At 60.3% G+C, this 22,005-nt stretch carries 21 protein-coding genes; 13 read left to right on the top strand and 8 right to left on the bottom strand.

Annotated elements, in window-relative coordinates; all coding sequences use genetic code 11:
* Window positions 1-42: 42 nt before the first annotated feature.
* Complete coding sequence (locus AC07NR_RS24625) at window positions 43-765, bottom strand: tellurite resistance TerB family protein (RefSeq protein WP_495079665.1); 723 nt, start codon at window positions 763-765, stop codon at window positions 43-45.
* Between the two features lie 175 nt (window positions 766-940).
* On the opposite strand from AC07NR_RS24625, the gene AC07NR_RS24620 reads away from it, so the two are divergent.
* The 8 genes from AC07NR_RS24620 to AC07NR_RS24585 all read left to right on the top strand — a co-directional run bounded on the left by AC07NR_RS24620 (window position 941) and on the right by AC07NR_RS24585 (window position 10,771).
* Complete coding sequence (locus AC07NR_RS24620) at window positions 941-1,855, top strand: LysR family transcriptional regulator (RefSeq protein WP_007954670.1); 915 nt, start codon at window positions 941-943, stop codon at window positions 1,853-1,855.
* 102 nt (window positions 1,856-1,957) lie between these two features.
* Window positions 1,958-3,445 carry a gamma-aminobutyraldehyde dehydrogenase gene (locus AC07NR_RS24615; protein ID WP_495079664.1) on the top strand — a complete coding sequence of 496 codons (1,488 nt, stop codon included), beginning with the start codon at window positions 1,958-1,960 and terminating at the stop codon, window positions 3,443-3,445.
* An 82-nt stretch (window positions 3,446-3,527) separates the two neighbouring features.
* Window positions 3,528-4,679 carry a putative ABC transporter substrate-binding protein YdcS gene (gene ydcS / locus AC07NR_RS24610; protein ID WP_114881536.1) on the top strand — a complete coding sequence of 384 codons (1,152 nt, stop codon included), beginning with the start codon at window positions 3,528-3,530 and terminating at the stop codon, window positions 4,677-4,679.
* Window positions 4,680-4,893: 214 nt separating this feature from the next.
* Window positions 4,894-5,931, top strand: coding sequence for an ABC transporter ATP-binding protein (locus tag AC07NR_RS24605; RefSeq protein ID WP_085747034.1), 1,038 nt, complete (start codon window positions 4,894-4,896; stop codon window positions 5,929-5,931).
* Between the two features lies 1 nt (window position 5,932).
* The gene (locus AC07NR_RS24600; protein ID WP_007954664.1) at window positions 5,933-6,868 is read left to right on the top strand and encodes an ABC transporter permease; all 936 of its coding nucleotides are present in this window, start codon (window positions 5,933-5,935) and stop codon (window positions 6,866-6,868) included.
* Window positions 6,858-7,667, top strand: coding sequence for an ABC transporter permease (locus tag AC07NR_RS24595; RefSeq protein ID WP_273899727.1), 810 nt, complete (start codon window positions 6,858-6,860; stop codon window positions 7,665-7,667). Before AC07NR_RS24600 ends, AC07NR_RS24595 begins: the two co-directional genes overlap by 11 nt.
* A gap of 50 nt (window positions 7,668-7,717) precedes the next feature.
* Window positions 7,718-9,142 carry a gamma-aminobutyraldehyde dehydrogenase gene (locus AC07NR_RS24590; RefSeq protein WP_495079663.1) on the top strand — a complete coding sequence of 475 codons (1,425 nt, stop codon included), beginning with the start codon at window positions 7,718-7,720 and terminating at the stop codon, window positions 9,140-9,142.
* A 144-nt stretch (window positions 9,143-9,286) separates the two neighbouring features.
* Window positions 9,287-10,771 (top strand): APC family permease, encoded by a 1,485-nt coding sequence (locus tag AC07NR_RS24585; protein ID WP_085611445.1) that lies wholly within the window; start codon window positions 9,287-9,289, stop codon window positions 10,769-10,771.
* 58 nt (window positions 10,772-10,829) lie between these two features.
* Here the strand turns inward: AC07NR_RS24585 and AC07NR_RS24580 are convergent, their stop codons facing one another.
* Together AC07NR_RS24580 and AC07NR_RS24575 are read right to left on the bottom strand one after the other, a co-directional pair.
* Entirely contained in the window at window positions 10,830-11,387 is a 558-nt protein-coding gene (locus tag AC07NR_RS24580) for a hypothetical protein (protein WP_495079662.1), read from the bottom strand.
* A gap of 5 nt (window positions 11,388-11,392) precedes the next feature.
* The gene (locus AC07NR_RS24575; protein ID WP_495079661.1) at window positions 11,393-11,974 is read right to left on the bottom strand and encodes a ComF family protein; all 582 of its coding nucleotides are present in this window, start codon (window positions 11,972-11,974) and stop codon (window positions 11,393-11,395) included.
* A gap of 345 nt (window positions 11,975-12,319) precedes the next feature.
* On the opposite strand from AC07NR_RS24575, the gene AC07NR_RS24570 reads away from it, so the two are divergent.
* On the top strand, window positions 12,320-12,832 hold the full coding sequence (locus tag AC07NR_RS24570; protein ID WP_495079660.1) for a BRO-N domain-containing protein: 513 nt from the start codon (window positions 12,320-12,322) through the stop codon (window positions 12,830-12,832).
* 99 nt (window positions 12,833-12,931) lie between these two features.
* The gene (locus tag AC07NR_RS24565; protein ID WP_495079659.1) at window positions 12,932-13,135 is read left to right on the top strand and encodes a hypothetical protein; all 204 of its coding nucleotides are present in this window, start codon (window positions 12,932-12,934) and stop codon (window positions 13,133-13,135) included.
* 10 nt (window positions 13,136-13,145) lie between these two features.
* Here AC07NR_RS24565 and AC07NR_RS24560 read toward each other — a convergent pair whose 3' ends face one another.
* Window positions 13,146-13,331, bottom strand: a complete 186-nt coding sequence (locus AC07NR_RS24560; protein WP_039769577.1) for a hypothetical protein — start codon at window positions 13,329-13,331, stop codon at window positions 13,146-13,148.
* Window positions 13,332-13,734: 403 nt separating this feature from the next.
* On the opposite strand from AC07NR_RS24560, the gene AC07NR_RS24555 reads away from it, so the two are divergent.
* The gene (locus tag AC07NR_RS24555; protein WP_495079658.1) at window positions 13,735-15,363 is read left to right on the top strand and encodes a glucan biosynthesis protein D; all 1,629 of its coding nucleotides are present in this window, start codon (window positions 13,735-13,737) and stop codon (window positions 15,361-15,363) included.
* 12 nt (window positions 15,364-15,375) lie between these two features.
* Here AC07NR_RS24555 and AC07NR_RS24550 read toward each other — a convergent pair whose 3' ends face one another.
* The 4 genes from AC07NR_RS24550 to AC07NR_RS24535 form a co-directional block, all read right to left on the bottom strand.
* Window positions 15,376-15,909 (bottom strand): GNAT family N-acetyltransferase, encoded by a 534-nt coding sequence (locus AC07NR_RS24550; protein ID WP_495079657.1) that lies wholly within the window; start codon window positions 15,907-15,909, stop codon window positions 15,376-15,378.
* Between the two features lie 91 nt (window positions 15,910-16,000).
* The gene (locus AC07NR_RS24545; RefSeq protein WP_495079656.1) at window positions 16,001-17,107 is read right to left on the bottom strand and encodes an NADH:flavin oxidoreductase/NADH oxidase; all 1,107 of its coding nucleotides are present in this window, start codon (window positions 17,105-17,107) and stop codon (window positions 16,001-16,003) included.
* 240 nt (window positions 17,108-17,347) lie between these two features.
* Entirely contained in the window at window positions 17,348-19,057 is a 1,710-nt protein-coding gene (gene recJ / locus AC07NR_RS24540; protein ID WP_495079655.1) for a single-stranded-DNA-specific exonuclease RecJ, read from the bottom strand.
* Window positions 19,058-19,111: 54 nt separating this feature from the next.
* Window positions 19,112-19,654 carry a YaeQ family protein gene (locus tag AC07NR_RS24535; protein ID WP_007954646.1) on the bottom strand — a complete coding sequence of 181 codons (543 nt, stop codon included), beginning with the start codon at window positions 19,652-19,654 and terminating at the stop codon, window positions 19,112-19,114.
* A 146-nt stretch (window positions 19,655-19,800) separates the two neighbouring features.
* On the opposite strand from AC07NR_RS24535, the gene AC07NR_RS24530 reads away from it, so the two are divergent.
* The gene (locus AC07NR_RS24530) at window positions 19,801-21,000 is read left to right on the top strand and encodes a CaiB/BaiF CoA transferase family protein (RefSeq protein ID WP_495079654.1); all 1,200 of its coding nucleotides are present in this window, start codon (window positions 19,801-19,803) and stop codon (window positions 20,998-21,000) included.
* Window positions 20,948-21,907, top strand: coding sequence for a TIGR02285 family protein (locus tag AC07NR_RS24525; RefSeq protein WP_495079653.1), 960 nt, complete (start codon window positions 20,948-20,950; stop codon window positions 21,905-21,907). Before AC07NR_RS24530 ends, AC07NR_RS24525 begins: the two co-directional genes overlap by 53 nt.
* Window positions 21,908-22,005 lie beyond the last annotated feature (98 nt).

The following is a 22,005-nucleotide window of genomic DNA, read 5'->3' as shown; positions in this document are numbered from 1 at the left end:
AACATCCCCTGCCCTGTCTCATAAAAACCTGAATACCTCCGCTTACACCAAAGCCACCCTAACCTGCCTCTCCAACTCAACCTTCAACCCCGGCTCCAGCTTCAACTGCCGCGCCAGTTCGTCCAGATAGCTCTTTTCCATGAAGTTCTCCTCATCCACCATCATCACGCTCGCCACGTACATTTCGGCGGCCATCTCCGGTGTGCTTGCCGCGCGGGCGACATCGGTGGGGTCGAGGGGTTTGTTGAGTTCGGCGTGGAGCCAGTGTTTGAGTTCCGGATCGTTGTCGAGCTTGGTGAATTCGCCTTCGATCAGTTGGCGTTCGCGGTCGTCGATGTGGCCGTCGGCCTTGGCGGCGGCGACCAGGGCCTTGAGGATGACCTGGCTGTGTTGTTCGACTTGCGCCGGTGGCAGGCGATCGAGGGTTTGCGGTTCGCTTTGCGGGGCGGTGCCTTTCTGGGCGTTCCAGTTGCCGTAGGCTTTGTAGGCGATCACGCCCAGTGCGGCGAGGCCGCCGTAAATGGCGACTTTACCGCCAACCTTGCGTGCCTTTTTGCTGCCCAGCAACAGGCCCATGGCGCCGGCCGCCAGGGCACCGCCGCCTGCGCCTGACAGCAAGCCGCCGAGTGCGCCATTACTGGAAGATCCGCCCAGCAAGCCGCCCAACCCACCGGCAGCCGGTTTGTTCTGCGCCCCGCCCGCCTTGTTCTGCAGCAGTTCCTGGCCGGACTTGAGGAGTTGATCGAGCAATCCACGGGTGTTCATGTTCCGTCTCCAAACAGGGGTTATCCGGATCAATAAGGCCCTCAGCCTAGTTCGAAAGTGCCCGTCACTTGGGTGCGAGTTTGCTTCCAGATGTTGCCTGGCCTACGCAGCCCTTCGCGAAAATAGATATACACTCGAGGCAATCTATAAAAACCGCCCACCGGGTAAACCTTCCATGATGACCTTGCGTCAGATCCGCCATTTCATAGCCGTGGCCGAGACCGGCTCGATCTCCGCCGCCGCGCAAACCGCGTTCATTTCCCAATCGACCCTGACCCTGGCCATCCAGCAACTGGAGGAAGAAATCGGCGTCAGCCTGTTCAACCGCCACGCCAAAGGCATGACCCTTACCCACCAAGGCCACCAGTTCCTGCGCCAGGCGCACCTGATTCTGGCGACCGTGGACAACGCCAAACGCAGCCTGCAACAGAGCACCGATCAGGTCGCCGGGCAGTTGATCGTCGGCGTGACCAGTCTGGTGGCCGGTTATTACCTGGCGGATTTGCTCACCCGCTTCCAGCGTGCGTATCCCAACGTCGAGATCCGGGTGATGGAGGATGAACGGCCGTACATCGAGCATCTGCTGGTCAGCGGCGAGATCGATGTCGGGGTGCTGATCCTCTCCAACCTCGAAGACCGCCACGCCTTGCAGACCGAAGTGCTGACCCACTCGCCGCACCGTTTGTGGCTGCCGGCCCAGCATCCGCTGCTGGAGCACGACAGCATCAACCTCGCCGATGTCGCCCGGGAGCCGCTGATTCAACTGAACGTCGACGAGATGGATCGCAATGCCCAACGTCTTTGGCGTGGCGCCGGATTGCAACCGAAGATCACCCTCAGAACCGCTTCCACCGAGGCCGTGCGAAGTCTGGTGGCGGCGGGTCTGGGCGTTTCGATCCAGCCCGACATGACCTACCGCCCATGGTCGCTGGAAGGCGACATCATCGAAGCCCGACCGATTGCCGACCTCAACCAGACCCTCGACGTCGGCCTGGCCTGGCGTCGCGGCACCGCGCGACCCGCGCTGGTCGATCCGTTCCTGACTGTGGCCCGCGAACAGCCGCACGGCGGACGCAAGCCATCTATTTAATCGAATGCCACCTTCAGTATTTAGAATTTGTCGACCCCGGAGCCGCGCACTAGTCTTGCTGCATCTATAAGACGGTCGGCTCCCGGATCTGCGGGAGCAAAAATGACCACACAAGAAAAGAGATCCCGGAAAATGGCTGGCGCGCAGACCCACATGCATACCGCGTTGCTGATCGACGGCGAACTGGTCGCCGGCCAGGGTTTTGTCGAACCGATCCTCAACCCGGCCACCGGCGAAGTCCTGACCCAGATCGCCGAAGCCAGCACCGAGCAAGTCGAAGCCGCCATCCTCGCCGCCCACCGCGCCTTTGCCGAGTGGTCGCGTACCACCCCGCAACAACGCTCGAATTACCTGCTTGAAATCGCCAACGCCGTCGAAAAACACGCCGATCACCTTGCCCGCCTCGAAGCCCTGAACTGCGGCAAGCCGCTGCATCTGGCGCGGCAGGACGACTTGACCGCCACGGTCGATGTGTTTCGATTTTTCGCCGGCGCCGTGCGCTGCCAGACCGGCCAGCTCAGCGGCGAATACGTGCCGGGCTACACCAGCATGGTGCGCCGCGATCCTATTGGCGTAGTCGCCTCGATTGCGCCGTGGAACTACCCGATCATGATGGCCGCGTGGAAGATCGCCCCGGCCCTTGCCGCCGGCAATACGCTGGTATTCAAGCCGTCCGAACACACGCCGCTGTCGATCCTGGCGCTGGCTCCGGCACTGGCCGAGATCCTGCCGCGTGGGGTGATCAACATCGTCTGCGGTGGCGGCGAAGGCGTCGGCAGTCATCTGGTCGGCCACCCGAAAGTGCGCATGGTGTCGCTGACCGGCGACATCGTCACCGGCCAGAAAATCCTCCAGGCCGCCGCCAAAACCCTGAAACGCACGCACCTCGAACTCGGCGGCAAGGCCCCGGTGATCGTCTGCAACGACGCCGATCTCAAAGCCGTGGTCGAAGGCGTTCGCACTTATGGCTATTACAACGCCGGGCAGGATTGCACGGCGGCTTGCCGGATCTACGCCCAGGCCGGGATTCACGACAAATTGGTCGCCGAACTCGGCGCGGCGGTCAGCAGCCTGCGCTTCGCCGGTAAACGCGACGCCGACAACGAGATCGGCCCGCTCATCAGCACCCGCCAGCGCGACCGCGTGGCCAGTTTCGTCGAGCGCGCCCTCGGTCAGCCGCATATCGAGCGGGTGACCGGCGCGGCGGTGCATTCCGGCGCCGGGTTCTTCTATCAGCCAACGTTGCTGGCCGGTTGCAAACAGAGCGATGAAATCGTCCAGCGCGAGGTGTTCGGCCCGGTGGTGACCGTGACCCGCTTCGACGAACTGGCGCAAGCGGTGGACTGGGCCAACGACTCGGAGTACGGCCTCGCCTCGTCGGTATGGACCCAGAACCTCGACAAAGCAATGCAGGTCGCCGCACGTCTGCAATACGGCTGCACCTGGATCAACAGCCATTTCATGCTGGTCAGCGAAATGCCCCACGGCGGGCTGAAACGCTCCGGTTACGGCAAAGACTTATCCAGCGATTCGCTGCAGGACTACAGCGTGGTGCGGCACATCATGGCCCGCCACGGCCAGCATCTCTGACTACGCTAATAACAAGCCGCTGACGGCATGCTCCACCGCGTTCACAACTGCCCCGACCATAATTTAAAGAAGAGGGTTCACCATGTTCGTGCACAAGACCGCACTGCTCAGTGCAATCACCACGGCCCTGCTGGCCAGCGCCAGCCTGCAGGCCGCCGAGCCGCTGAAAGCCGTCGGCGCCGGCGAAGGTCAGCTGGATATCGTCGCCTGGCCCGGTTACATCGAACGCGGTGAAAGCGACAAGGCCTACGACTGGGTGACCGGTTTCGAGAAGGAAACGGGCTGCAAGGTCAATGTGAAAACCGCCGCCACCTCCGACGAAATGGTCAGCCTGATGGCCAAGGGCGGTTACGACCTGGTGACCGCGTCGGGCGATGCCTCGCTGCGGCTGATCGTCGGCAAGCGTGTGCAACCGATCAACACCGCGTTGATCCCGAACTGGAAATCCCTCGACCCGCGCCTGAAAGACGCGCCGTGGTACGTGGTCAATAAACAAACCTACGGCACCCCGTACCAGTGGGGCCCGAACGTGTTGATGTACAACACCAACGTGTTCAAGACCGCCCCGACCAGCTGGAACGTGGTGTTCGAGGAACAGAACCTGCCCGACGGCAAGCCGAACAAGGGTCGCGTGCAGGCCTACGACGGCCCGATCTACATCGCCGACGCGGCGCTCTATTTGAAATCCACCAAGCCTGAGCTGGGGATCAAGGATCCGTACCAACTCACCGAGGATCAGTACAAGGCTGTGCTGGAACTGTTGCGCGCCCAGCAGAAGCTGATCCACCGCTACTGGCACGACACCACCGTGCAGATGAGCGACTTCAAGAACGAAGGTGTAGTTGCGTCCAGCGCCTGGCCGTATCAGGTCAACGGCTTGATCAACGACAAGCAACCGATCGCTTCGACCGTGCCGAAAGAAGGCGCCACCGGTTGGGCCGACACCACCATGCTGCACGCCGAGGCCAAACATCCGAACTGCGCGTACAAGTGGATGGACTGGTCGCTGCAACCGAAGGTCCAGGGTGATGTGGCAGCGTGGTTCGGTTCGTTGCCGGCGGTTCCGGCGGCGTGCCAGGGCAGTGAGTTGCTCGGTGCTGAAGGCTGCAAGACCAACGGGTTTGATCAGTTCGACAAGATCGCCTTCTGGAAAACCCCGCAGGCCGAGGGTGGGAAGTTTGTGCCGTACAGCCGTTGGACGCAGGACTACATTGCGATTATGGGCGGAAGGTAATCGATCTTTCCTGTGGGAGCGAGCTTGCTCGCGAAGTGGGCATCACATCCAACATTGCAGGAGACTGACCCACCGTCTTCGCGAGCAAGCTCGCTCCCACAACAGATCCCCGCCAATACCGCGATCTCATCTGGCAACAGATAACCGTTATTCGTTTTTCAGAAGTCCAGGCAGGGCCGCTGCGACGGCCTTCGCCTTTTTGGAGCACCGCACCATGACGCTTGCAGTCCAGTTCACCAACGTTTCCCGGCAGTTCGGCGAGGTGAAGGCCGTTGACCGGGTTTCCATCGATATCCAGGACGGCGAGTTCTTTTCCATGCTCGGCCCTTCCGGTTCAGGCAAGACCACGTGCCTGCGCCTGATCGCCGGGTTCGAACAACCGAGCGCGGGCTCGATCCGCATTCACGGCGCCGAAGCCGCCGGTCTGCCGCCCTATCAGCGCGACGTCAACACTGTGTTCCAGGATTACGCGTTGTTCCCGCACATGAACGTGCTGGACAACGTCGCCTACGGTTTGAAAGTCAAAGGCGTGAACAAGAATGAACGTCACAAGCGCGCCGAAGAAGCCTTGGACATGGTCGCCCTCGGCGGCTATGGCGCACGCAAACCGGTGCAGTTGTCTGGCGGTCAGCGCCAGCGCGTCGCCCTCGCCCGCGCGCTGGTCAATCGCCCGCGAGTGCTGTTGCTCGATGAGCCGTTGGGCGCTCTCGATCTGAAGCTGCGCGAACAGATGCAGAGCGAACTGAAGAAGCTGCAACGCCAGCTCGGCATCACCTTCATCTTCGTTACCCACGACCAGACCGAAGCGCTGTCGATGTCCGATCGCGTGGCCGTGTTCAACAAAGGCCGCATCGAGCAGGTCGACACCCCGCGCAATTTGTACATGAAACCCACCACTACCTTCGTCGCCGAATTCGTTGGCACTTCGAACGTGATTCGCGGTGATCTGGCGCGCCAGCTCAGCGGCCATCCGCAGCCGTTTTCGATCCGCCCGGAACACGTGCGTTTCGCCGAAGGCCCGTTGGCCAGCCATGAAATCGAAGTCAGCGGCCTGCTCCACGACATCCAGTACCAGGGCAGCGCCACGCGCTATGAACTGACCTTGGAAAATGGCCAGACCCTGAGCATCAGCCAGGCCAACAATCAATGGATCGACAGCAGCGCGCAGCACCAGACCGGTCAGCGCATCAGTGCACGCTGGGCGCGGGAAGCGATGATTCCGCTGCACGACACCGTTGCGAGCGGGGTGTGACATGACCGCCCTCGCCCTCCCTCAATCGGCGCCGTTGCGCAGGTTTTCCAACCTGCTGTATCGCAAGCCGAATCTGTATCTGTCGATGCTGCTGGTGCCGCCGCTGCTGTGGTTCGGCGCGATCTATCTGGGCTCGCTATTGGTACTGTTGTGGCAAGGTTTCTACACCTTCGACGACTTCACCATGGCGGTGACGCCGGACCTGACCCTGGCCAATTTCGCCGCGCTGTTTCAGCCGTCGAACTTCGACATCATCCTGCGCACCCTGAGCATGGCCGTCGTGGTGTCGATCGCCAGCGCCATCGTCGCGTTCCCGATTGCCTACTACATGGCGCGTTACACCACCGGCAAGACCAAGGCGTTTTTCTACATCGCGGTGATGATGCCGATGTGGGCCAGTTACATCGTCAAGGCCTACGCCTGGACGCTGCTGCTGGCCAAGGGCGGCGTGGCGCAGTGGTTCGTGCAGCACCTGGGACTGGAGCCGGTTCTGCAGTTCATTCTGGGGATTCCCGGGGTCGGCGGCAGCACCTTGTCGACCTCGCATCTGGGGCGGTTCATGGTGTTCGTCTACATCTGGCTACCGTTCATGATCCTGCCGATCCAGGCCTCGCTGGAGCGCCTGCCGCCGTCGTTGCTGCAAGCCTCCGCCGACCTCGGGGCCAAGCCGCGCCAGACCTTCATGCAGGTGATTCTGCCGCTGTCGGTGCCGGGCATCGCGGCCGGTTCGATCTTCACGTTCTCGCTGACGTTGGGCGACTTCATCGTGCCGCAACTGGTGGGGCCGCCGGGCTACTTCGTCGGCAGCATGGTCTACGCGCAGCAAGGCGCGATCGGCAACATGCCGATGGCTGCGGCGTTCACGCTGGTGCCGATCGTGCTGATCGCCATTTACCTGTCCATCGTCAAACGACTGGGGGCCTTCGATGCACTCTGAGAAAGCCTCTTTAGGCCTGAAAATCGCAGCCTGGGGCGGGCTGGTGTTCCTGCACTTCCCGATCCTGATCATCTTCCTCTACGCCTTCAACACCGAAGACGCGGCGTTCAGCTTTCCACCGAAAGGCTTCACCCTGCACTGGTTCAGCGTGGCGTTTTCCCGGCCGGACGTGCTGGAAGCGATCAAGCTGTCGTTGCAGATTGCGAGCATCGCCACGCTGATCGCGATGGTGCTCGGCACCCTCGCTTCCGCTGCGTTGTATCGCCGGGATTTCTTCGGCAAACAGGGCATTTCACTGATGCTGATCCTGCCGATTGCACTGCCGGGGATCATCACCGGGATCGCGCTGCTGGCGACCTTCAAGACGCTGGGAATCGAGCCGGGGATGTTCACCATCATCGTCGGCCACGCGACCTTCTGCGTGGTGATCGTCTACAACAACGTCATCGCCCGTTTGCGCCGTACCTCCCACAGCCTGATCGAGGCATCGATGGATCTTGGCGCCGACGGCTGGCAGACCTTCCGCTACATCATCCTGCCGAACCTCGGCTCGGCCCTGCTCGCCGGCGGCATGCTCGCGTTTGCGCTGTCGTTCGACGAAATCATCGTCACCACTTTCACCGCCGGCCACGAACGCACCTTGCCGCTGTGGTTGCTCAACCAGTTGAGCCGCCCACGGGACGTGCCAGTGACCAACGTCGTGGCGATGCTCGTGATGCTGGTGACCATGCTGCCGATCCTCGGCGCCTACTACCTGACCCGGGGTGGCGAGAGCGTCGCGGGCAGCGGCGGCAAATGAATTCCATGACCTTTCCCACCCTGAATTTGCAGTAGAAAGAGGACAACAACATGCAAACCAAACTCTTGATCAACGGCCACCTGGTCAACGGCGAAGGCCCGGCGCAACCGGTGCTCAACCCGGCGCGCGGCGAAGTGCTGGTGGAAATCAACGAAGCCACCGAAGCCCAGGTCGATGCCGCGGTGCGCGCCGCCGACAGTGCCTTCGCCGAATGGTCGCAGACCACGCCGAAAGACCGTTCGCTGTTGCTGCTCAAACTCGCCGACGCCATCGAAGCCCACGGCGAAGAGCTGGCAAAACTGGAATCGGACAACTGCGGCAAACCCTACACCGCCGCGCTGAACGACGAAATTCCGGCGATTGCCGACGTGTTCCGTTTCTTCGCCGGCGCCAGCCGTTGCATGAGCGGTTCGGCCGGCGGCGAATACCTGCCCGGCCACACCTCGATGATCCGCCGCGACCCGGTCGGCGTGATCGCCTCCATCGCGCCGTGGAACTACCCGCTGATGATGGTCGCCTGGAAAATCGCCCCGGCCCTCGCCGCCGGTAATACCGTAGTGCTCAAGCCGTCGGAACAAACCCCGCTGACCGCACTGCGTCTGGCCGAACTGGCGTCGGAAATTTTCCCGGCCGGCGTACTCAATCTGGTGTTCGGTCGTGGGCCGAGCGTGGGCAGTCCGCTGGTGACCCATCCGAAAGTGCGAATGGTGTCGCTGACGGGCTCCATTGCCACCGGTTCGAACATCATTTCCAGCACCGCCGACAGCGTCAAACGCATGCACATGGAACTGGGCGGCAAGGCCCCAGTGATCATCTTCGACGACGCTGATATCGACGCGGCGGTCGAAGGCATTCGCACCTTCGGCTTCTACAACGCCGGCCAGGACTGCACTGCCGCGTGCCGGATTTACGCGCAGCAAGGCATCTACGACAAGTTTGTCGAGAAACTCGGCGCAGCGGTGAGCAGCATCAAGTACGGCTTGCAGGATGATCCGTCGACCGAGCTCGGGCCGCTGATCACCGCCCAGCATCGCGACCGCGTGGCCGGGTTTGTCGAACGCGCCGTGGCGCAATCGCACATCCGCTTGATCACCGGCGGCAAGGCTGTCGAAGGCAACGGTTTCTTCTTCGAGCCGACCGTTCTTGCCGATGCCCAGCAGGACGACGAAATCGTCCGTCGCGAAGTGTTCGGGCCGGTGGTGTCGGTGACCAAGTTCACTGATGAAGCCCAGGCGCTGGAGTGGGCCAACGATTCGGACTACGGTCTGGCGTCCTCGGTATGGACGGCGGATGTAGGACGCGCCCATCGCCTGTCCGCACGGTTGCAGTACGGCTGCACCTGGGTGAATACGCACTTCATGCTTGTCAGCGAAATGCCTCATGGCGGTCAGAAACTGTCCGGCTACGGCAAGGACATGTCCATGTACGGACTGGAGGACTACACCACGGTTCGGCATGTGATGTTCAAACACTAAAGGCATTTCCCGGCTTCAAGGCAGAAACCGGTCATCCGCATCACCAGGCATTCAAAACAATAACTACCGATCCGGGCGGCGCTCACCAAGCCCCGCCACGGCTTCGGCCATCCGAAATCTGCCGATTTCACGGAGCAAACACACATGAGTGCATCACCCGATCTCTCAGCCGCCGTTGCCGACAGCGATGCCGAACAACTGCGCCAACTGGGCTACACCTCCAATTTCAACCGCAGCATGAGCCTGTGGGAAAACTTCGCGCTGGGCTTCACTTATCTTTCACCGGTCGTAGGGGTTTATACCCTGTTCGGCCTGTGCCTGGCCGCCGGCGGGCCACCGATGTTCTGGGCCTATTTGCTGGTGGGCTGCGGGCAACTGCTGGTGTGCCTGATCTTCGGTGAAGTGGTGTCGCAGTTCCCGATTTCCGGCGGCGTCTATCCTTGGGCGCGGCGCCTGGTGGGCAAGAAATGGGCATGGATGGTCGGCTGGATTTATTCCATCGCCCTGTGCGTAACCATCGCCGCCGTGGCGGTCGGCGCCGGCCCGTACCTCGCGGCCATGCTGGGTTTTGAGCCGAGCAACAACACCAACATCGTCATCGCCCTGGTGCTGACGCTGTTCGCCACCCTGGTGAACCTCAGCGGCACCAAAGTGCTGGCGCGGATCGCCATGTTCGGCTTCCTTTGCGAACTGGTGGGCGCAGTGATCGTCGGCGTGTACCTGCTGATTTTCGAGCGTCACCAGCCGATCAGCGTGCTGTTCAACACTTTCGACATCAGCGTCGACGGTTCCTACCTGCCGGCATTCCTCACCGCGTCGCTGGCGGGGATGTTCCTCTACTACGGCTTCGAGGCCTGCGGCGATGTGGCCGAAGAGACCCCGAATCCGAGCAAGAAAATCCCGGTGGCCATGCGCATGACCATCTACATCGGCGGCATCGCGGCGATGTTTGCGTGCCTGGCGCTGATCCTCGCCGTGCCGGACATGCAAGCGGTGATCAACGGCACCGACAAGGACCCGGTCACCACCATCCTCAACAACGCCTTCGGCCCGATAGGCTCGAAAGTGGTGATGGGCGTGGTGATGATTTCCTTCATCTCCTGCGTCATCAGCCTGCAAGCGGCGGCAAGTCGTCTGCTGTATTCCTACGCACGAGATGAAATGGTCATCGGCAGCCGACTGCTGAAAAAGATTTCTCCTACAACCCAGGTGCCGGTTGCTGCGCTGTTCGTGTCCGGCGTCCTGCCCGGCCTGATCATCGCCCTCGGCTTCTTCCTGCAAGACGCCGTGGCCACCATCGTCAGCTTCGCCGCCATCGGCATCTACCTCGCGTTCCAGATGATCGTCCTCGCCGCCCTGTACGCCCGCAGCAAAGGCTGGAAACCGAGCGGCAAATTCACCCTCGGGGCCTGGGGCTGGCCGGTGAACATCGGCGCGCTGGTCTACGGCGTCGGCGCAATCATCAACATGGCCTGGCCCCGCACGCCGGATGCGGCGTGGTACATCAACTACGCGATGGTGCTGAGTACGGTGATCGTGATTGGTCTGGGGTTGGTTTACATGTGGATTGGCAAGCCGTATGACCATGGGAAGGCACCGGCTGGGGATGCCTGGAAGGTGAGTCGCTAAAAGATTTTGGCCCCGGCACCTATAGAGTGCCGGGGTTCAAGAAAGCCGGCGCAAAACATCAAAACAAAAGTTCGGACTGATCGTATTTCAGCGAGGAAATACGATCGAACAATTTGATTTTTTCGTTGGCTTTTTGCTTGGCGTGGTCAGACATGAATGCAATCAACTCTTCGAGCTGATTGACGTCTCCCACCACTTTGAATTCCTTCTCCTTGTTGACGAAGACAAGGGACTTCTTCTTTCTCGACAGCAGTTCTATGACGTTGCTGAGCGTACCGGTGCTCTTCGCATCCCATATCATCAAGCCGTAGTCAGCGGCTTCGGCCATCACCAAGTCTTTCTCAGTGAAGAAGGCCCTTGATCCTTTGGAGTGCTTGGAGTCCACCGTTCTGGCGGGCCACTGTCCGAGGTTGTTCCGCGGCGCTGGACCGCTACAGAACACAGTGGTTCTGGATCGTTCGAGACTCAGCAGATATTCCTGAATGGAGGTATCGGCGCCGCCCGCATCACCAACGACCACCTCGAATTCAGACGCAACGATATTATTGATACGCTCCTTAACCTTCGGATCAAGGTTCTTGATATTGATAGAGCCAGCAATAAATACAGTCGTCATTGAATTCACTTCCAGGTTAGCGCCGCTACGTAGATCTTCCCCACCTTCGGATATTCACGCAAGACAGCACAAGCCGCGTCCATTGACGCTCCGCTGTCAAACAAATCATCTACGACCAAAACATTCCAGCATCCCTCTGTCGTAATTTCGTCATGGACGCTGAAACTGTTTCCAATCGCAGCAACCTTTTCTGCTTTGGAGTGCAGATCCTTGAGTGACTTTCCCGTAGTCGCCTTTCGAAGCAAATCCGAGAAAACCGGCCGCCCGACAATTCGCCCCAACTCCAGAGCGACCTCAGTTACCGGTTGTCTCTGACGGATATTTGAAGCAGGCATGGGCAGCACAAATCCTACTTGATCCAACATAGGGAACACATTTTTCGCTACCGCTTGGGCCAGTGGGCCGACCTGAGTCCAATCCTTCTGGTATTTGAGCTGGTAGGTCGCCTCACCAATCTCTGTGCGCTGATTATCGAAACATGGGTGTCCGCGATCATCGTTGCCGAGAAAGGTACTACTTACCATGTGCTTGTCCAGCACCCATCCCTGATCCCATGGGCCGTTGATCTGTTTGAGGGACACCTTCATTGAATTCTCCATTATTCACAAAAATCCTTTGGGCCCAGTGACCAAGGGCCGAGCATTCGGGGGATGCCTGAGATTCAGATAAATAAAGGAAAAATCACGCTTCAGGTGCAGTCTGGCTGGCGGCCATACAAAAACAGGCATTTCCTACAGACGCTACCTTCGAGAAAGATCTTCGATTCCTACAACAAGCGTCGATTAACCGGGCTTGGCACCATAAGCACCTGACCGATACGCTTCTTTTCGGCAGCGAAGTCAGCAGCCCGGTGTCGAAGCCGGAACAAAGTCAAAATGGCGCAACCGCACTCATTCGAGTGGCGGCTCTATTCTCAATATTGGAGTCGACGAATGCCCAATCAAACTCAAAATCCCTCTAAAGATCATCCTTACTTCATTCCCACCGTATTCACCCGCCACAACCGCTTCCTCCACGCTCTCCTTCTCGATCACCAAGCCTGGTTCTGCGCTCAAGATCTGGGCCGCATGATGGGCCATCCCTTGAACCCACGCGTCACCCTGAAACTCGACCCCGACCAACGCCGTACCGTCCGGCTGCGCAAGTACGGCAAAGTTATCGAGACGCCAATGGTCAGCGAATCCGGCATGTACGCGCTGCTCATCCACCATTTCATCCCGGAAAACCGCAACCTGCGGCAATGGCTGAGCAATGAGGTGATTCCCATCCTGCGGGAAACCAGCTCAGCAACAGTGGAAAACTACCCGAGCCTGAGCTCGGTGCATTGGGCCGGAGTCACCGTGCCGCTGTTGCACTGGCAACAACAGGCTTGGGTGAAATGGCGTGATATGCCGGAATTGGTGCTCGGTCAGCAGCCATATCAGATATCGGGGACATGTAGCTGACGGCCTCACTTGGCCCAATGAAAAAGGGGCGGACTCCAGAGCCCGCCCCTTCAATGCTCACGATCTACCTCCACCAATTTCGGACCGAGTCCCTAACTGATGCGCAACGCCATCCCCGCACTACCGCCCATTCTCGAAATCATCCCGAGCGACGAGAGTTTTGCTGAAGACTACCTGCAAAAACTCGTCAAACAATGTGCTGTTGCCGAGCATCTGCACGCAATCCATGTCGGCATCGCCGATGCTGACGCGGGTAAGTTGATTGATCTGGCCACCGTGAAAGCCAAATGGCTTTCACGGTGAACCTCCTGCTTCAAAACCGCGAAACACTCCTCATCGCATCCACCAGATACCGCATCGCAATCCGGTCGCTTTCCGACAACTCGCGGTAACGCTCCACCAGTTTCAGTTCATCAGGACTGAGCCGGCGTCTTCGCCGGACGTTGGTGAGGCAGGGAAAGATGCCCAACATTTCGGTGATGCCTTGTCCTTTTGCCATGGACGTTGTCCTTTTCCAGTACGTCAGAATTTTTCCAAAACCGCATCTCCCTGCTCCCTCAAGCAGCGATTTGAGCCCTGCCGGTCGGGTGAGTCGTGACCGGCCATGCCCATAGAATAGAAATTAAATCGGCGCTGAAAAGCTGTTTTTAGAGTAATTAGTCGAAAAAAGCAGATATGCCCTGTAAATCAGAAAAGGCTGTGGGATAAGTAACCGTAACGTCTTGTTTCATTGAGACGCTGTCGCCGTGTAATCAATGAATTTTGCAAAATCAGCGAACGGATTAAGCTAGCGCGCATCTGTTACTAGTCCGTAGCGTTTGGCCGAAGGCTTGTCCGAACCGTAATTTCTGATCCAGTACGTGCCAGGAACGGCGCGGGATTGTCCACGACAGGTTGTATCTATGCACCGCAGGAATTTGCTCAAAGCGTCCATGGCCATTGCGGCTTATACCGGTCTTTCGGCCACCGGCCTGCTGGCCTCCCGCGCCTGGGCCGCCTCTGGCGGTGCCGCCGACGGTGAAGCCCAGGCCTTCGACTTCGAAACGCTGAAGCGCCAGGCCAAGCAACTGGCCGGTAGCACGTATCAGGACACCAAACAGGTGCTGCCACCGACCCTGGCGACCATGACTCCGCAGAACTTCAACGCGATCCGCTACGACGGCGAGCATTCGCTGTGGAAGGAGAACAAGGGTCAGTTGGATGTGCAGTTCTTCCACGTCGGCATGGGTTTCCGCCAGCCGGTGCGCATGTACAGCGTCGATCCGAAGACCCGCACAGCCCGCGAGGTGCATTTCCGCCCTCAACTGTTCAACTATGAAAACACCTCGGTCGACACCCAGCAGCTAAAGGGCGACCTGGGTTTTGCCGGCTTCAAGCTGTTCAAGGCACCGGAGCTGGATCGCCATGACGTGGTGTCGTTCCTCGGCGCCAGCTACTTCCGCGCGGTGGATGCCACTGGCCAATATGGCCTCTCCGCCCGTGGCCTGGCCGTCGACACCTACGCCAAGAAACGCGAAGAATTTCCCGACTTCACCAAGTTCTGGTTCGAAACCCCGGATCAGAACGCGACTCGCTTTGTGGTCTACGCCCTGCTCGACTCGCCGAGCGCGACCGGCGCCTATCGCTTCGACATCGACTGCCAGGCGGAGCGCGTGGTGATGGAAGTCGACGCACACGTCAACGCCCGTACCGCCATCGAGCAACTGGGCATCGCGCCGATGACCAGCATGTTCAGCTGCGGCACTCATGAGCGCCGGATGTGCGACACCATCCATCCGCAAATCCACGACTCGGATCGTCTGGCCATGTGGCGTGGCAACGGCGAGTGGATCTGCCGTCCGTTGAACAACCCGGCGACCCTGCAATTCAACGCCTTCGCCGACACCGATCCGAAAGGTTTCGGTCTGGTGCAGACCGACCATGAGTTCGCCAATTATCAGGACACCGTCGACTGGTACAGCAAGCGGCCGAGCCTGTGGGTAGAACCTACGACTGCGTGGGGCGAAGGCTCTATCGATCTGCTGGAAATTCCTACAACCGGTGAAACCCTCGACAACATCGTCGCGTTCTGGACGCCAAAGAAACCGGTGGCTGCCGGCGATTCGCTGAACTACGGCTACAAGCTCTACTGGAGCGCCCTGCCGCCGGTCGGCACGCCGCTGGCGCGGGTGCATGCGACCCGTTCGGGCATGGGTGGATTCGTCGAAGGCTGGGCACCGGGTGAACATTACCCGCCAGTCTGGGCCCGTCGTTTTGCCGTGGACTTCACCGGTGGCGGTCTGGATCGCCTGCCCCAGGGCACCGGGATCGAACCGGTGGTCACTTGCTCCAACGGCAAGGTACAGGACTTCAGCGTGCTGGTGCTGGATGACATCAAGGGCTACCGGATCCTGTTCGACTGGTACCCGACCAACGACAGCGTCGATCCCGTGGAGCTGCGTCTGTTCATCCGCACCAACGACCGCACACTGAGCGAGACCTGGTTGTACCAGTACTTCCCGCCGGCGCCGGACAAGCGCAAGTATCCTTGATGCGTTGAGCCATCAGGCCAACGGGCAGTACAAGTGGATATCGTGGGGTTCCAGATCAAACAGCTCGGGATCCGGTTGCTTCAATAACCGGCAACCCTGGCGCTGGTAGAACTCCACGGTATTGCGTGATTCGGTCGCCGAGACGTACAACGCCTCGGCACCGACCTCCCGACCATGCTCGCAAGCCAGGGCAAACAATCGCCCGCCCAATCCCTGCCCGCGCCAGGCACGGCTGATGTGCAGGAACTTCAACTGCCGCATCTTCAGGCCCTGATTGTGAATAACCCGGTTATCCACAACCACCGCCGCCACCAGTGCCTCGCCATTGAAAATCCCGTGTAGCCAACCGCCGCTGCGCCAGCACTTTTCCAACACCCGTGCATTATCCTCCGCTTCCCCTTCGGGCCAGCCGCGCATGTCGAAACGCGCCGGATACAGAATCAGCTCAGCGTTTTCCACGCGATAACATTCCTCGACCAACTCACTGCGATCGATCAGCGCCAGCAGTGGCAAGTCGGATTCAGTCAGTGCTCGTTCGATCAACATTGCGGTCCATTCCCTTGCGATTCCGGACGGCAGACAAGAAAAAACCCGCCGGTTCTACGGCGGGTTTTATAGGCTTTGCGGCGGGTCGGAATCAATCCCGCAGATCAGACTCGTGAATCGGCTGATCCCGATGAGTCGCACGTTGATATTGCGCCGGCCACACCGCTTTGCGTCCGCCCAGATCATCGTCGGCATGTAATGGCCAGTACGGATCACGCAGCAGTTCACGGGCGAGGAAGATGACGTCGGCCTGACACGTCCGCAGGATGTGCTCGGCTTGCGCAGGCTCGGTAATCATTCCCACGGTGCCGGTGGCAATGCCTGACTCCTTGCGCACCCGTTCGGCGAAGCGCGTCTGATAACCCGGTCCCACCGGAATTTCCGCGTTCGCTGCGGTACCGCCAGACGACACGTCGATGAGATCCGCGCCGAGGGTTTTCAGGCGTCGCGCCAGCTCCACGGTTTCATCGGGGTTCCAGCCGTCCTCGACCCAGTCGGTCGCCGACAGGCGCACAAACACCGGCAGTTCTTCCGGCCACACGGCACGTACCGCCTCGGTCACTTGCAGCACCAGACGAATGCGGTTTTCGAACGAGCCGCCGTACTGGTCGCGCCGCTGATTGCTCAATGGCGACAGAAACTGGTGCAGCAGATAACCATGCGCCGCATGCACCTCGACCACACTGAAACCGGCGGTAAGCGCGCGTTTGGCTGCTGACACGAAGTCCTGAATGACCTGGGCGATCTGCCCCTCATCAAGTTGCTTGGGTTGGGTGTGTTGCGGATCAAAAGCAATCGGCGAAGGCCCGACCGGGGTCCAGCCGCCGTCATCCGGTTTGACGCTGCCGTGCTTGCCGATCCACGGCCGATGAGTGCTGGCCTTACGTCCGGCGTGGGCCAGTTGAATGCCGGCCACAGCGCCCTGCGCGTTGATGAAACGGGTAATGCGTTGCAGCGGTGCGATCTGTTCGTCGTTCCACAGGCCCAGGTCTTCGGCGGTGATCCGCCCGTCAGCCGTGATCGCCGTGGCTTCGGTAAACACCAGGCCCGCGCCCCCCACGGCCCGGCTGCCGAGGTGCACCAGATGCCAGTCGTTGGCCAGGCCATCGACACTCGAGTACTGGCACATGGGCGACACGGCGATGCGGTTGGACAGGGTCAGTTGGCGAAGGGTAAAGGGTTCAAGCAGCAGACTCATGGGGCACCTCTCAAATCAGTGGGCAGGCTCCAGGGTTCTGTTTGAAAAGTCGACGAGTGACAGGAAAAAGGTGCAGCACCCGCCCCCGCGGGCAAAAAATTCGACAAGACGTCACAAGGCCAATCAAGCAGTGCTTAGAGCCTAGTCGACATCCGGGGATGAGGGAGGGTTCAGAGTGATTCTGTGTGTGTGTAAGTCCGCTTTCGTCGGAACGCCGCCCGGAGCAAGCTCGCGAAAGGGTCAGCGCGGTTCGATGTGCGCAATCATCAATTGCACGGTTTCATTGCCACGAAACTCGTTGAGATCGAGCTTGTAGGCCAGTTCGACCCATTTGATCGTCGGGTTCGGCCAGATATCGCGATCGATGCCGAACGCGATGCCATCGAGCTTCACCGAACCACATTCGGTTTTCAGCACCACTTTCAGGTGCCGCTCGCCGACCACTCGCTGCTCGACCAACTGGAACACGCCGTGAAACAGCGGCTCCGGGAAATGCTGGCCCCACGGCCCGGCGTGACGCAGGGCGCGGGCCAGTTCCAGATGAAATTCCTCGACCGCCAGCGTGCCATCCGACAGCAGGCGCCCGGTCAGGTCTTCTTCGCGAAGTTGCCTACGCACCTCGGCGTCGAAGGCCTCGGCGAACAACGGAAAATTCTCCTGCGGCAAGGTCAGGCCAGCGGCCATCGCGTGGCCGCCGTACTTGGCAATCAGATCCGGATGTTGCGCCGCAACCACGCTCAGCGCATCGCGAATATGAAACCCCTGCACCGAACGCCCCGAGCCCTTGAGCAGACCGTCACCAGCATCGGCGAACGCGATGGTCGGGCGGAAATACCGCTCCTTCATCCGCGACGCCAGAATACCGATCACACCCTGGTGCCATTCCGGATCGAACAGGCACAACCCGAACGGCATCGACTCGACCGGCAAATCCTTGAGCTGGGCCAGCGCTTCGCGCTGCATGCCCTGCTCGATGGATTTGCGGTCCTGGTTCATGCCGTCCAGTTGCGCGGCCATTTCCCGTGCCAGCGCAGCGTCGTGGGTCAGCAGGCACTCGATCCCGAGGCTCATGTCATCCAGACGCCCCGCCGCGTTCAAGCGCGGACCGACGATGAAACCGAGGTCGGTCGACGTGATGCGCGAAGCTTCGCGCTTGGCCACTTCCAGGATCGCCTTGATCCCTGGCCGTGCACGCCCGGCGCGAATCCGCTCCAGACCCTGATGCACCAAAATCCGGTTGTTGGCATCCAGCGGCACTACGTCGGCAACGCTGCCCAGCGCCACCAGATCCAGCAGTTCGCCAATGTTCGGCTGTGGCTTGCTTTCGTACCAGCCAAGGCCGCGCAGGCGCGCGCGCAAGGCCATCAATACGTAGAAAATCACCCCGACCCCGGCCAGTGCCTTGCTCGGGAACTCGCAGCCGGGCTGGTTCGGATTCACCAGCGCATCGGCCTGCGGCAGTTCATCGCCGGGCAAGTGGTGGTCGGTGATCAAGACCTTCAAACCGTGACGCTTCGCGGCCGCTACACCTTCAACGCTGGAAATACCGTTGTCGACGGTGATCAACAGTTGCGGCTCGCGGGTCATCGCGACTTCGACGATTTCCGGGGTCAGGCCGTAGCCGTATTCGAAGCGGTTCGGCACCAGATAATCGACGTGCGCCGCGCCCAGCAGGCGCAAGCCAAGCACGCCCACGGTGCTGGCCGTCGCACCGTCGGCGTCGAAGTCACCGACGATCAGGATCCGCTGACGCTGCTCCAGTGCCGTCACCAGCAGGTCTACCGCCGCATCGATCCCTTTGAGCTGCTGGAACGGGATCAGCCGCGCCAGGCTCTTGTCCAGCTCCGCCTCGGACTGCACGCCCCGCGCCGCGTACAAACGGGTCAGCAGGGGTGGCAGTTCACCGAGAAACGGCAGAGTGGCGGGCAACGGGCGAGGATCGATACGCATGGGGTGACAGAAGCTTCTCTTGAATACGTGGGATTTTTTGGGAGTAACGCGGACTTAACCGCGCTCGCCTTGCAGCCAAGTGAGCTGGACTTCGTGCTGGCCACGATCGTCGGTGACGAAGATCGTGCCTTCACTGATCATCACGTCCCACTTGATGACGCGGGGCATGTCCTGGGCCAGTGTTTCCAGCACCTCCTGCGGGACAGCAGCAATATTGACGTTCTTCAGGTTTTTGATCGCCGGGATCACCTTGCCTTCCCAGACGCGCAGGCTGCCGTAGGCCAGCAGGCTGGTGCGCTCGGTGCGACGGGAGCACCACGTCAGGCGATCAGCGTCCGGCTGGCCGACTTCGATCCAGTGCAGGACGCGGTCATCCAGGCTCTTTTCCCACAACGCAGGTTCATCGACGTCCGACAGACCACGACCGAACGACAGCTGCTCGTTGTACCAGAGCGCGTAGGCCAACAGGCGTACGGTCATGCGTTCTTCGGTTTCCGAAGGGTGACGGGCGATGGTCTGCTTCACGTTCTCGTAGACGCTGCGGTCTAGATCGGTGAGGTTCAGTTCGAATTTGTAGGTAGTGGACGGCTGGGCCATGAACGGGCTTCTTGATACGAGGAAAGTCGGCAAGTCTAACCGATGCTGTAGGCAATCCACGAATTGATGGCGATCAACCTTGCGCGACTGACAGCCGGCTATGTTAAAACGCTGTATCTGCTCAGCCTTGTCCTACAGGATTTCGCATGCCGTTCGCCAACAAACCGCTCAGCGGTCTGAAAGTCATTGAATTGGGTACCTTGATTGCCGGGCCGTTTGCCTCGCGCATTTGCGGCGAGTTCGGTGCCGAAGTGATCAAGATCGAATCGCCGGACGGCGGTGATCCGCTGCGCAAGTGGCGCAAGCTGTATGAAGGTACTTCGTTGTGGTGGTTCGTCCAGGCGCGCAACAAAAAGTCCCTGACGCTGAACCTGAAACACCCCGACGGCCTGGCGATCCTGAAAAAACTGCTGGGCGAAGCCGACATCCTGATCGAGAACTTCCGCCCCGGTGTGCTGGAAAAACTCGGCCTGAGCTGGGAAACCCTGCACGCACTGAACCCGAAACTGGTGATGGTGCGCCTCTCGGGCTTCGGCCAGACCGGGCCGATGAAGGATCAGCCAGGTTTCGGCGCGGTCGGCGAATCCATGGGCGGCCTGCGCTATATCACTGGCTTCGAGGACCGCCCGCCGGTGCGCACCGGGATTTCCATCGGCGATTCGATTGCGGCCTTGTGGGGTGTGATCGGCGCGTTGATGGCTCTGCGTCATCGCGAGGTCAACGGCGGCCTCGGCCAGGTGGTCGATGTGGCGTTGTACGAAGCGATCTTCGCCATGATGGAAAGCATGGTGCCGGAGTTCGACGTTTTCGGATTCATTCGTGAGCGCACCGGCAACATCATGCCAGGCATCACGCCTTCGTCGATCCACACCAGCGCCGATGGAAAACACGTACAGATCGGTGCCAACGGCGATGCGATCTTCAAGCGTTTCATGCTGATCATCGGTCGCGACGATCTGGCCAATGACCCGGCGCTGGCCAGCAATGACGGGCGCGACACCCGCCGTGACGAGTTGTACGGCGTGATCGATCGCTGGGTCAATTCGCTGCCGCTGCAAACCGTGCTGGACCTGTTGAACCAGGCCGAAGTCCCGGCCAGCCGGATCTTCAGCGCCGAAGACATGTTCAATGATCCGCAGTACCTGGCCCGGGAAATGTTCCTGCACGCCAAACTGCCGGACGGCAAACCTTTCAAGATGCCGGGCATCGTGCCGAAACTCTCTGAGACACCCGGCACGTCCGAATGGGTCGGACCGCAGCTCGGTGAACACAATGCGCAGGTACTCCACGATCTTGGCTACGACGAGAAGCAGATCGCCCGGCTGCGCGAAGACGGAGCCATCTGAGCTGAAGCGCCGACCGGCCTCAGCCTCCAACCGCGCCCACCACTGGTGGACGTGGCGGCTGTTCGGCCTGCTTTTTCTGCTGGTATTGCCAGCCTGGGCGCAGGCCAAGCCAACGCTGATCTGGCTGTTGCGCGACCTGCCGCCGCTGACCATTCTCGAAGGCCCGAAAAAGGGCCAGGGCGTCATCGATCAACTGATGCCGATGCTGATAGCCGGCATGCCGCAATACGAACACACCTTGATGCGGGTCAACCGCGCCCGGGGCCTCCAGATGCTCCATGAACACCCGTTTGCCTGCGATCCGTCGCTGCTCTGGAACAGGGAACGAGCGCAATGGATTGCGTTCTCCATCCCTGCTTTCCGCGCAGTCAGTAATGGTCTGGTGGTTCGTCGCAAAGATCGCGAAATGCTGGAACCTTTTCTGGTCGAGGAGCAAGTCGATCTGTCGGCGTATCTGGCCAACGGCGAGAGAAAAGTCGGGGTGGTGGCCGAGCGAAGTTATGGCGAATACGTCGACAATCTGCTGCGCCGCGCACCAAGTGGATCGCTGACGCCGCACTATGGCAATGATGCTCTCAGCAGCCTGCTCTCGATGCAGCGACTGGGTCGGCTGCAAGCGGTGCTGGGCTACTGGCCGGAAATCCGCTACCAGGCGCGTCAGGTTCAGATCGCTGAAGACGAGCTGGAGTTCTTCCCTGTTCACGGTGCGGACAAGTACATCTCGAGTCATGTCGGCTGCACCGATACCACCCAGGGTCGACAGGCGATCCGCGAAATCGATCAACTGCTGCGCACCCTGCCCCACGAACACCTGAACCAGCTATACGCCGAATGGCTCGACCCTGAAATGCGCCCGGACTACCTGGAGCAGGCACGGATTTTCTTCCAGCAGCAGGCCGCGCAGTAGATGCCGGGCAAAAAGAAACCCCGAGAAGTGGGGAGACGACTCGGGGTTAAACGTGGTCTGTATCAAAGACCCGTAGCAGCAAGCGACAAGCACCGGAG

This window comes from Pseudomonas sp. GW821-FHT09C09, assembly GCF_059418105.1.
The sequence above is the reverse complement of the archived record's forward strand: the minus strand, read 5'-3'. Positions and strand labels throughout refer to the sequence as shown.

Coding starts and splice junctions, on each gene's coding strand:
- AC07NR_RS24625 (WP_495079665.1), bottom strand. CDS start 765: ATGAACACCCGTGGATTGCTCGATCAACTCCTCAAGTCCGGCCAGGAA.
- AC07NR_RS24620 (WP_007954670.1), top strand. CDS start 941: ATGATGACCTTGCGTCAGATCCGCCATTTCATAGCCGTGGCCGAGACC.
- AC07NR_RS24615 (WP_495079664.1), top strand. CDS start 1,958: ATGACCACACAAGAAAAGAGATCCCGGAAAATGGCTGGCGCGCAGACC.
- ydcS (WP_114881536.1), top strand. CDS start 3,528: ATGTTCGTGCACAAGACCGCACTGCTCAGTGCAATCACCACGGCCCTG.
- AC07NR_RS24605 (WP_085747034.1), top strand. CDS start 4,894: ATGACGCTTGCAGTCCAGTTCACCAACGTTTCCCGGCAGTTCGGCGAG.
- AC07NR_RS24600 (WP_007954664.1), top strand. CDS start 5,933: ATGACCGCCCTCGCCCTCCCTCAATCGGCGCCGTTGCGCAGGTTTTCC.
- AC07NR_RS24595 (WP_273899727.1), top strand. CDS start 6,858: ATGCACTCTGAGAAAGCCTCTTTAGGCCTGAAAATCGCAGCCTGGGGC.
- AC07NR_RS24590 (WP_495079663.1), top strand. CDS start 7,718: ATGCAAACCAAACTCTTGATCAACGGCCACCTGGTCAACGGCGAAGGC.
- AC07NR_RS24585 (WP_085611445.1), top strand. CDS start 9,287: ATGAGTGCATCACCCGATCTCTCAGCCGCCGTTGCCGACAGCGATGCC.
- AC07NR_RS24580 (WP_495079662.1), bottom strand. CDS start 11,387: ATGACGACTGTATTTATTGCTGGCTCTATCAATATCAAGAACCTTGAT.
- AC07NR_RS24575 (WP_495079661.1), bottom strand. CDS start 11,974: ATGAAGGTGTCCCTCAAACAGATCAACGGCCCATGGGATCAGGGATGG.
- AC07NR_RS24570 (WP_495079660.1), top strand. CDS start 12,320: ATGCCCAATCAAACTCAAAATCCCTCTAAAGATCATCCTTACTTCATT.
- AC07NR_RS24565 (WP_495079659.1), top strand. CDS start 12,932: ATGCGCAACGCCATCCCCGCACTACCGCCCATTCTCGAAATCATCCCG.
- AC07NR_RS24560 (WP_039769577.1), bottom strand. CDS start 13,331: ATGGCAAAAGGACAAGGCATCACCGAAATGTTGGGCATCTTTCCCTGC.
- AC07NR_RS24555 (WP_495079658.1), top strand. CDS start 13,735: ATGCACCGCAGGAATTTGCTCAAAGCGTCCATGGCCATTGCGGCTTAT.
- AC07NR_RS24550 (WP_495079657.1), bottom strand. CDS start 15,909: ATGTTGATCGAACGAGCACTGACTGAATCCGACTTGCCACTGCTGGCG.
- AC07NR_RS24545 (WP_495079656.1), bottom strand. CDS start 17,107: ATGAGTCTGCTGCTTGAACCCTTTACCCTTCGCCAACTGACCCTGTCC.
- recJ (WP_495079655.1), bottom strand. CDS start 19,057: ATGCGTATCGATCCTCGCCCGTTGCCCGCCACTCTGCCGTTTCTCGGT.
- AC07NR_RS24535 (WP_007954646.1), bottom strand. CDS start 19,654: ATGGCCCAGCCGTCCACTACCTACAAATTCGAACTGAACCTCACCGAT.
- AC07NR_RS24530 (WP_495079654.1), top strand. CDS start 19,801: ATGCCGTTCGCCAACAAACCGCTCAGCGGTCTGAAAGTCATTGAATTG.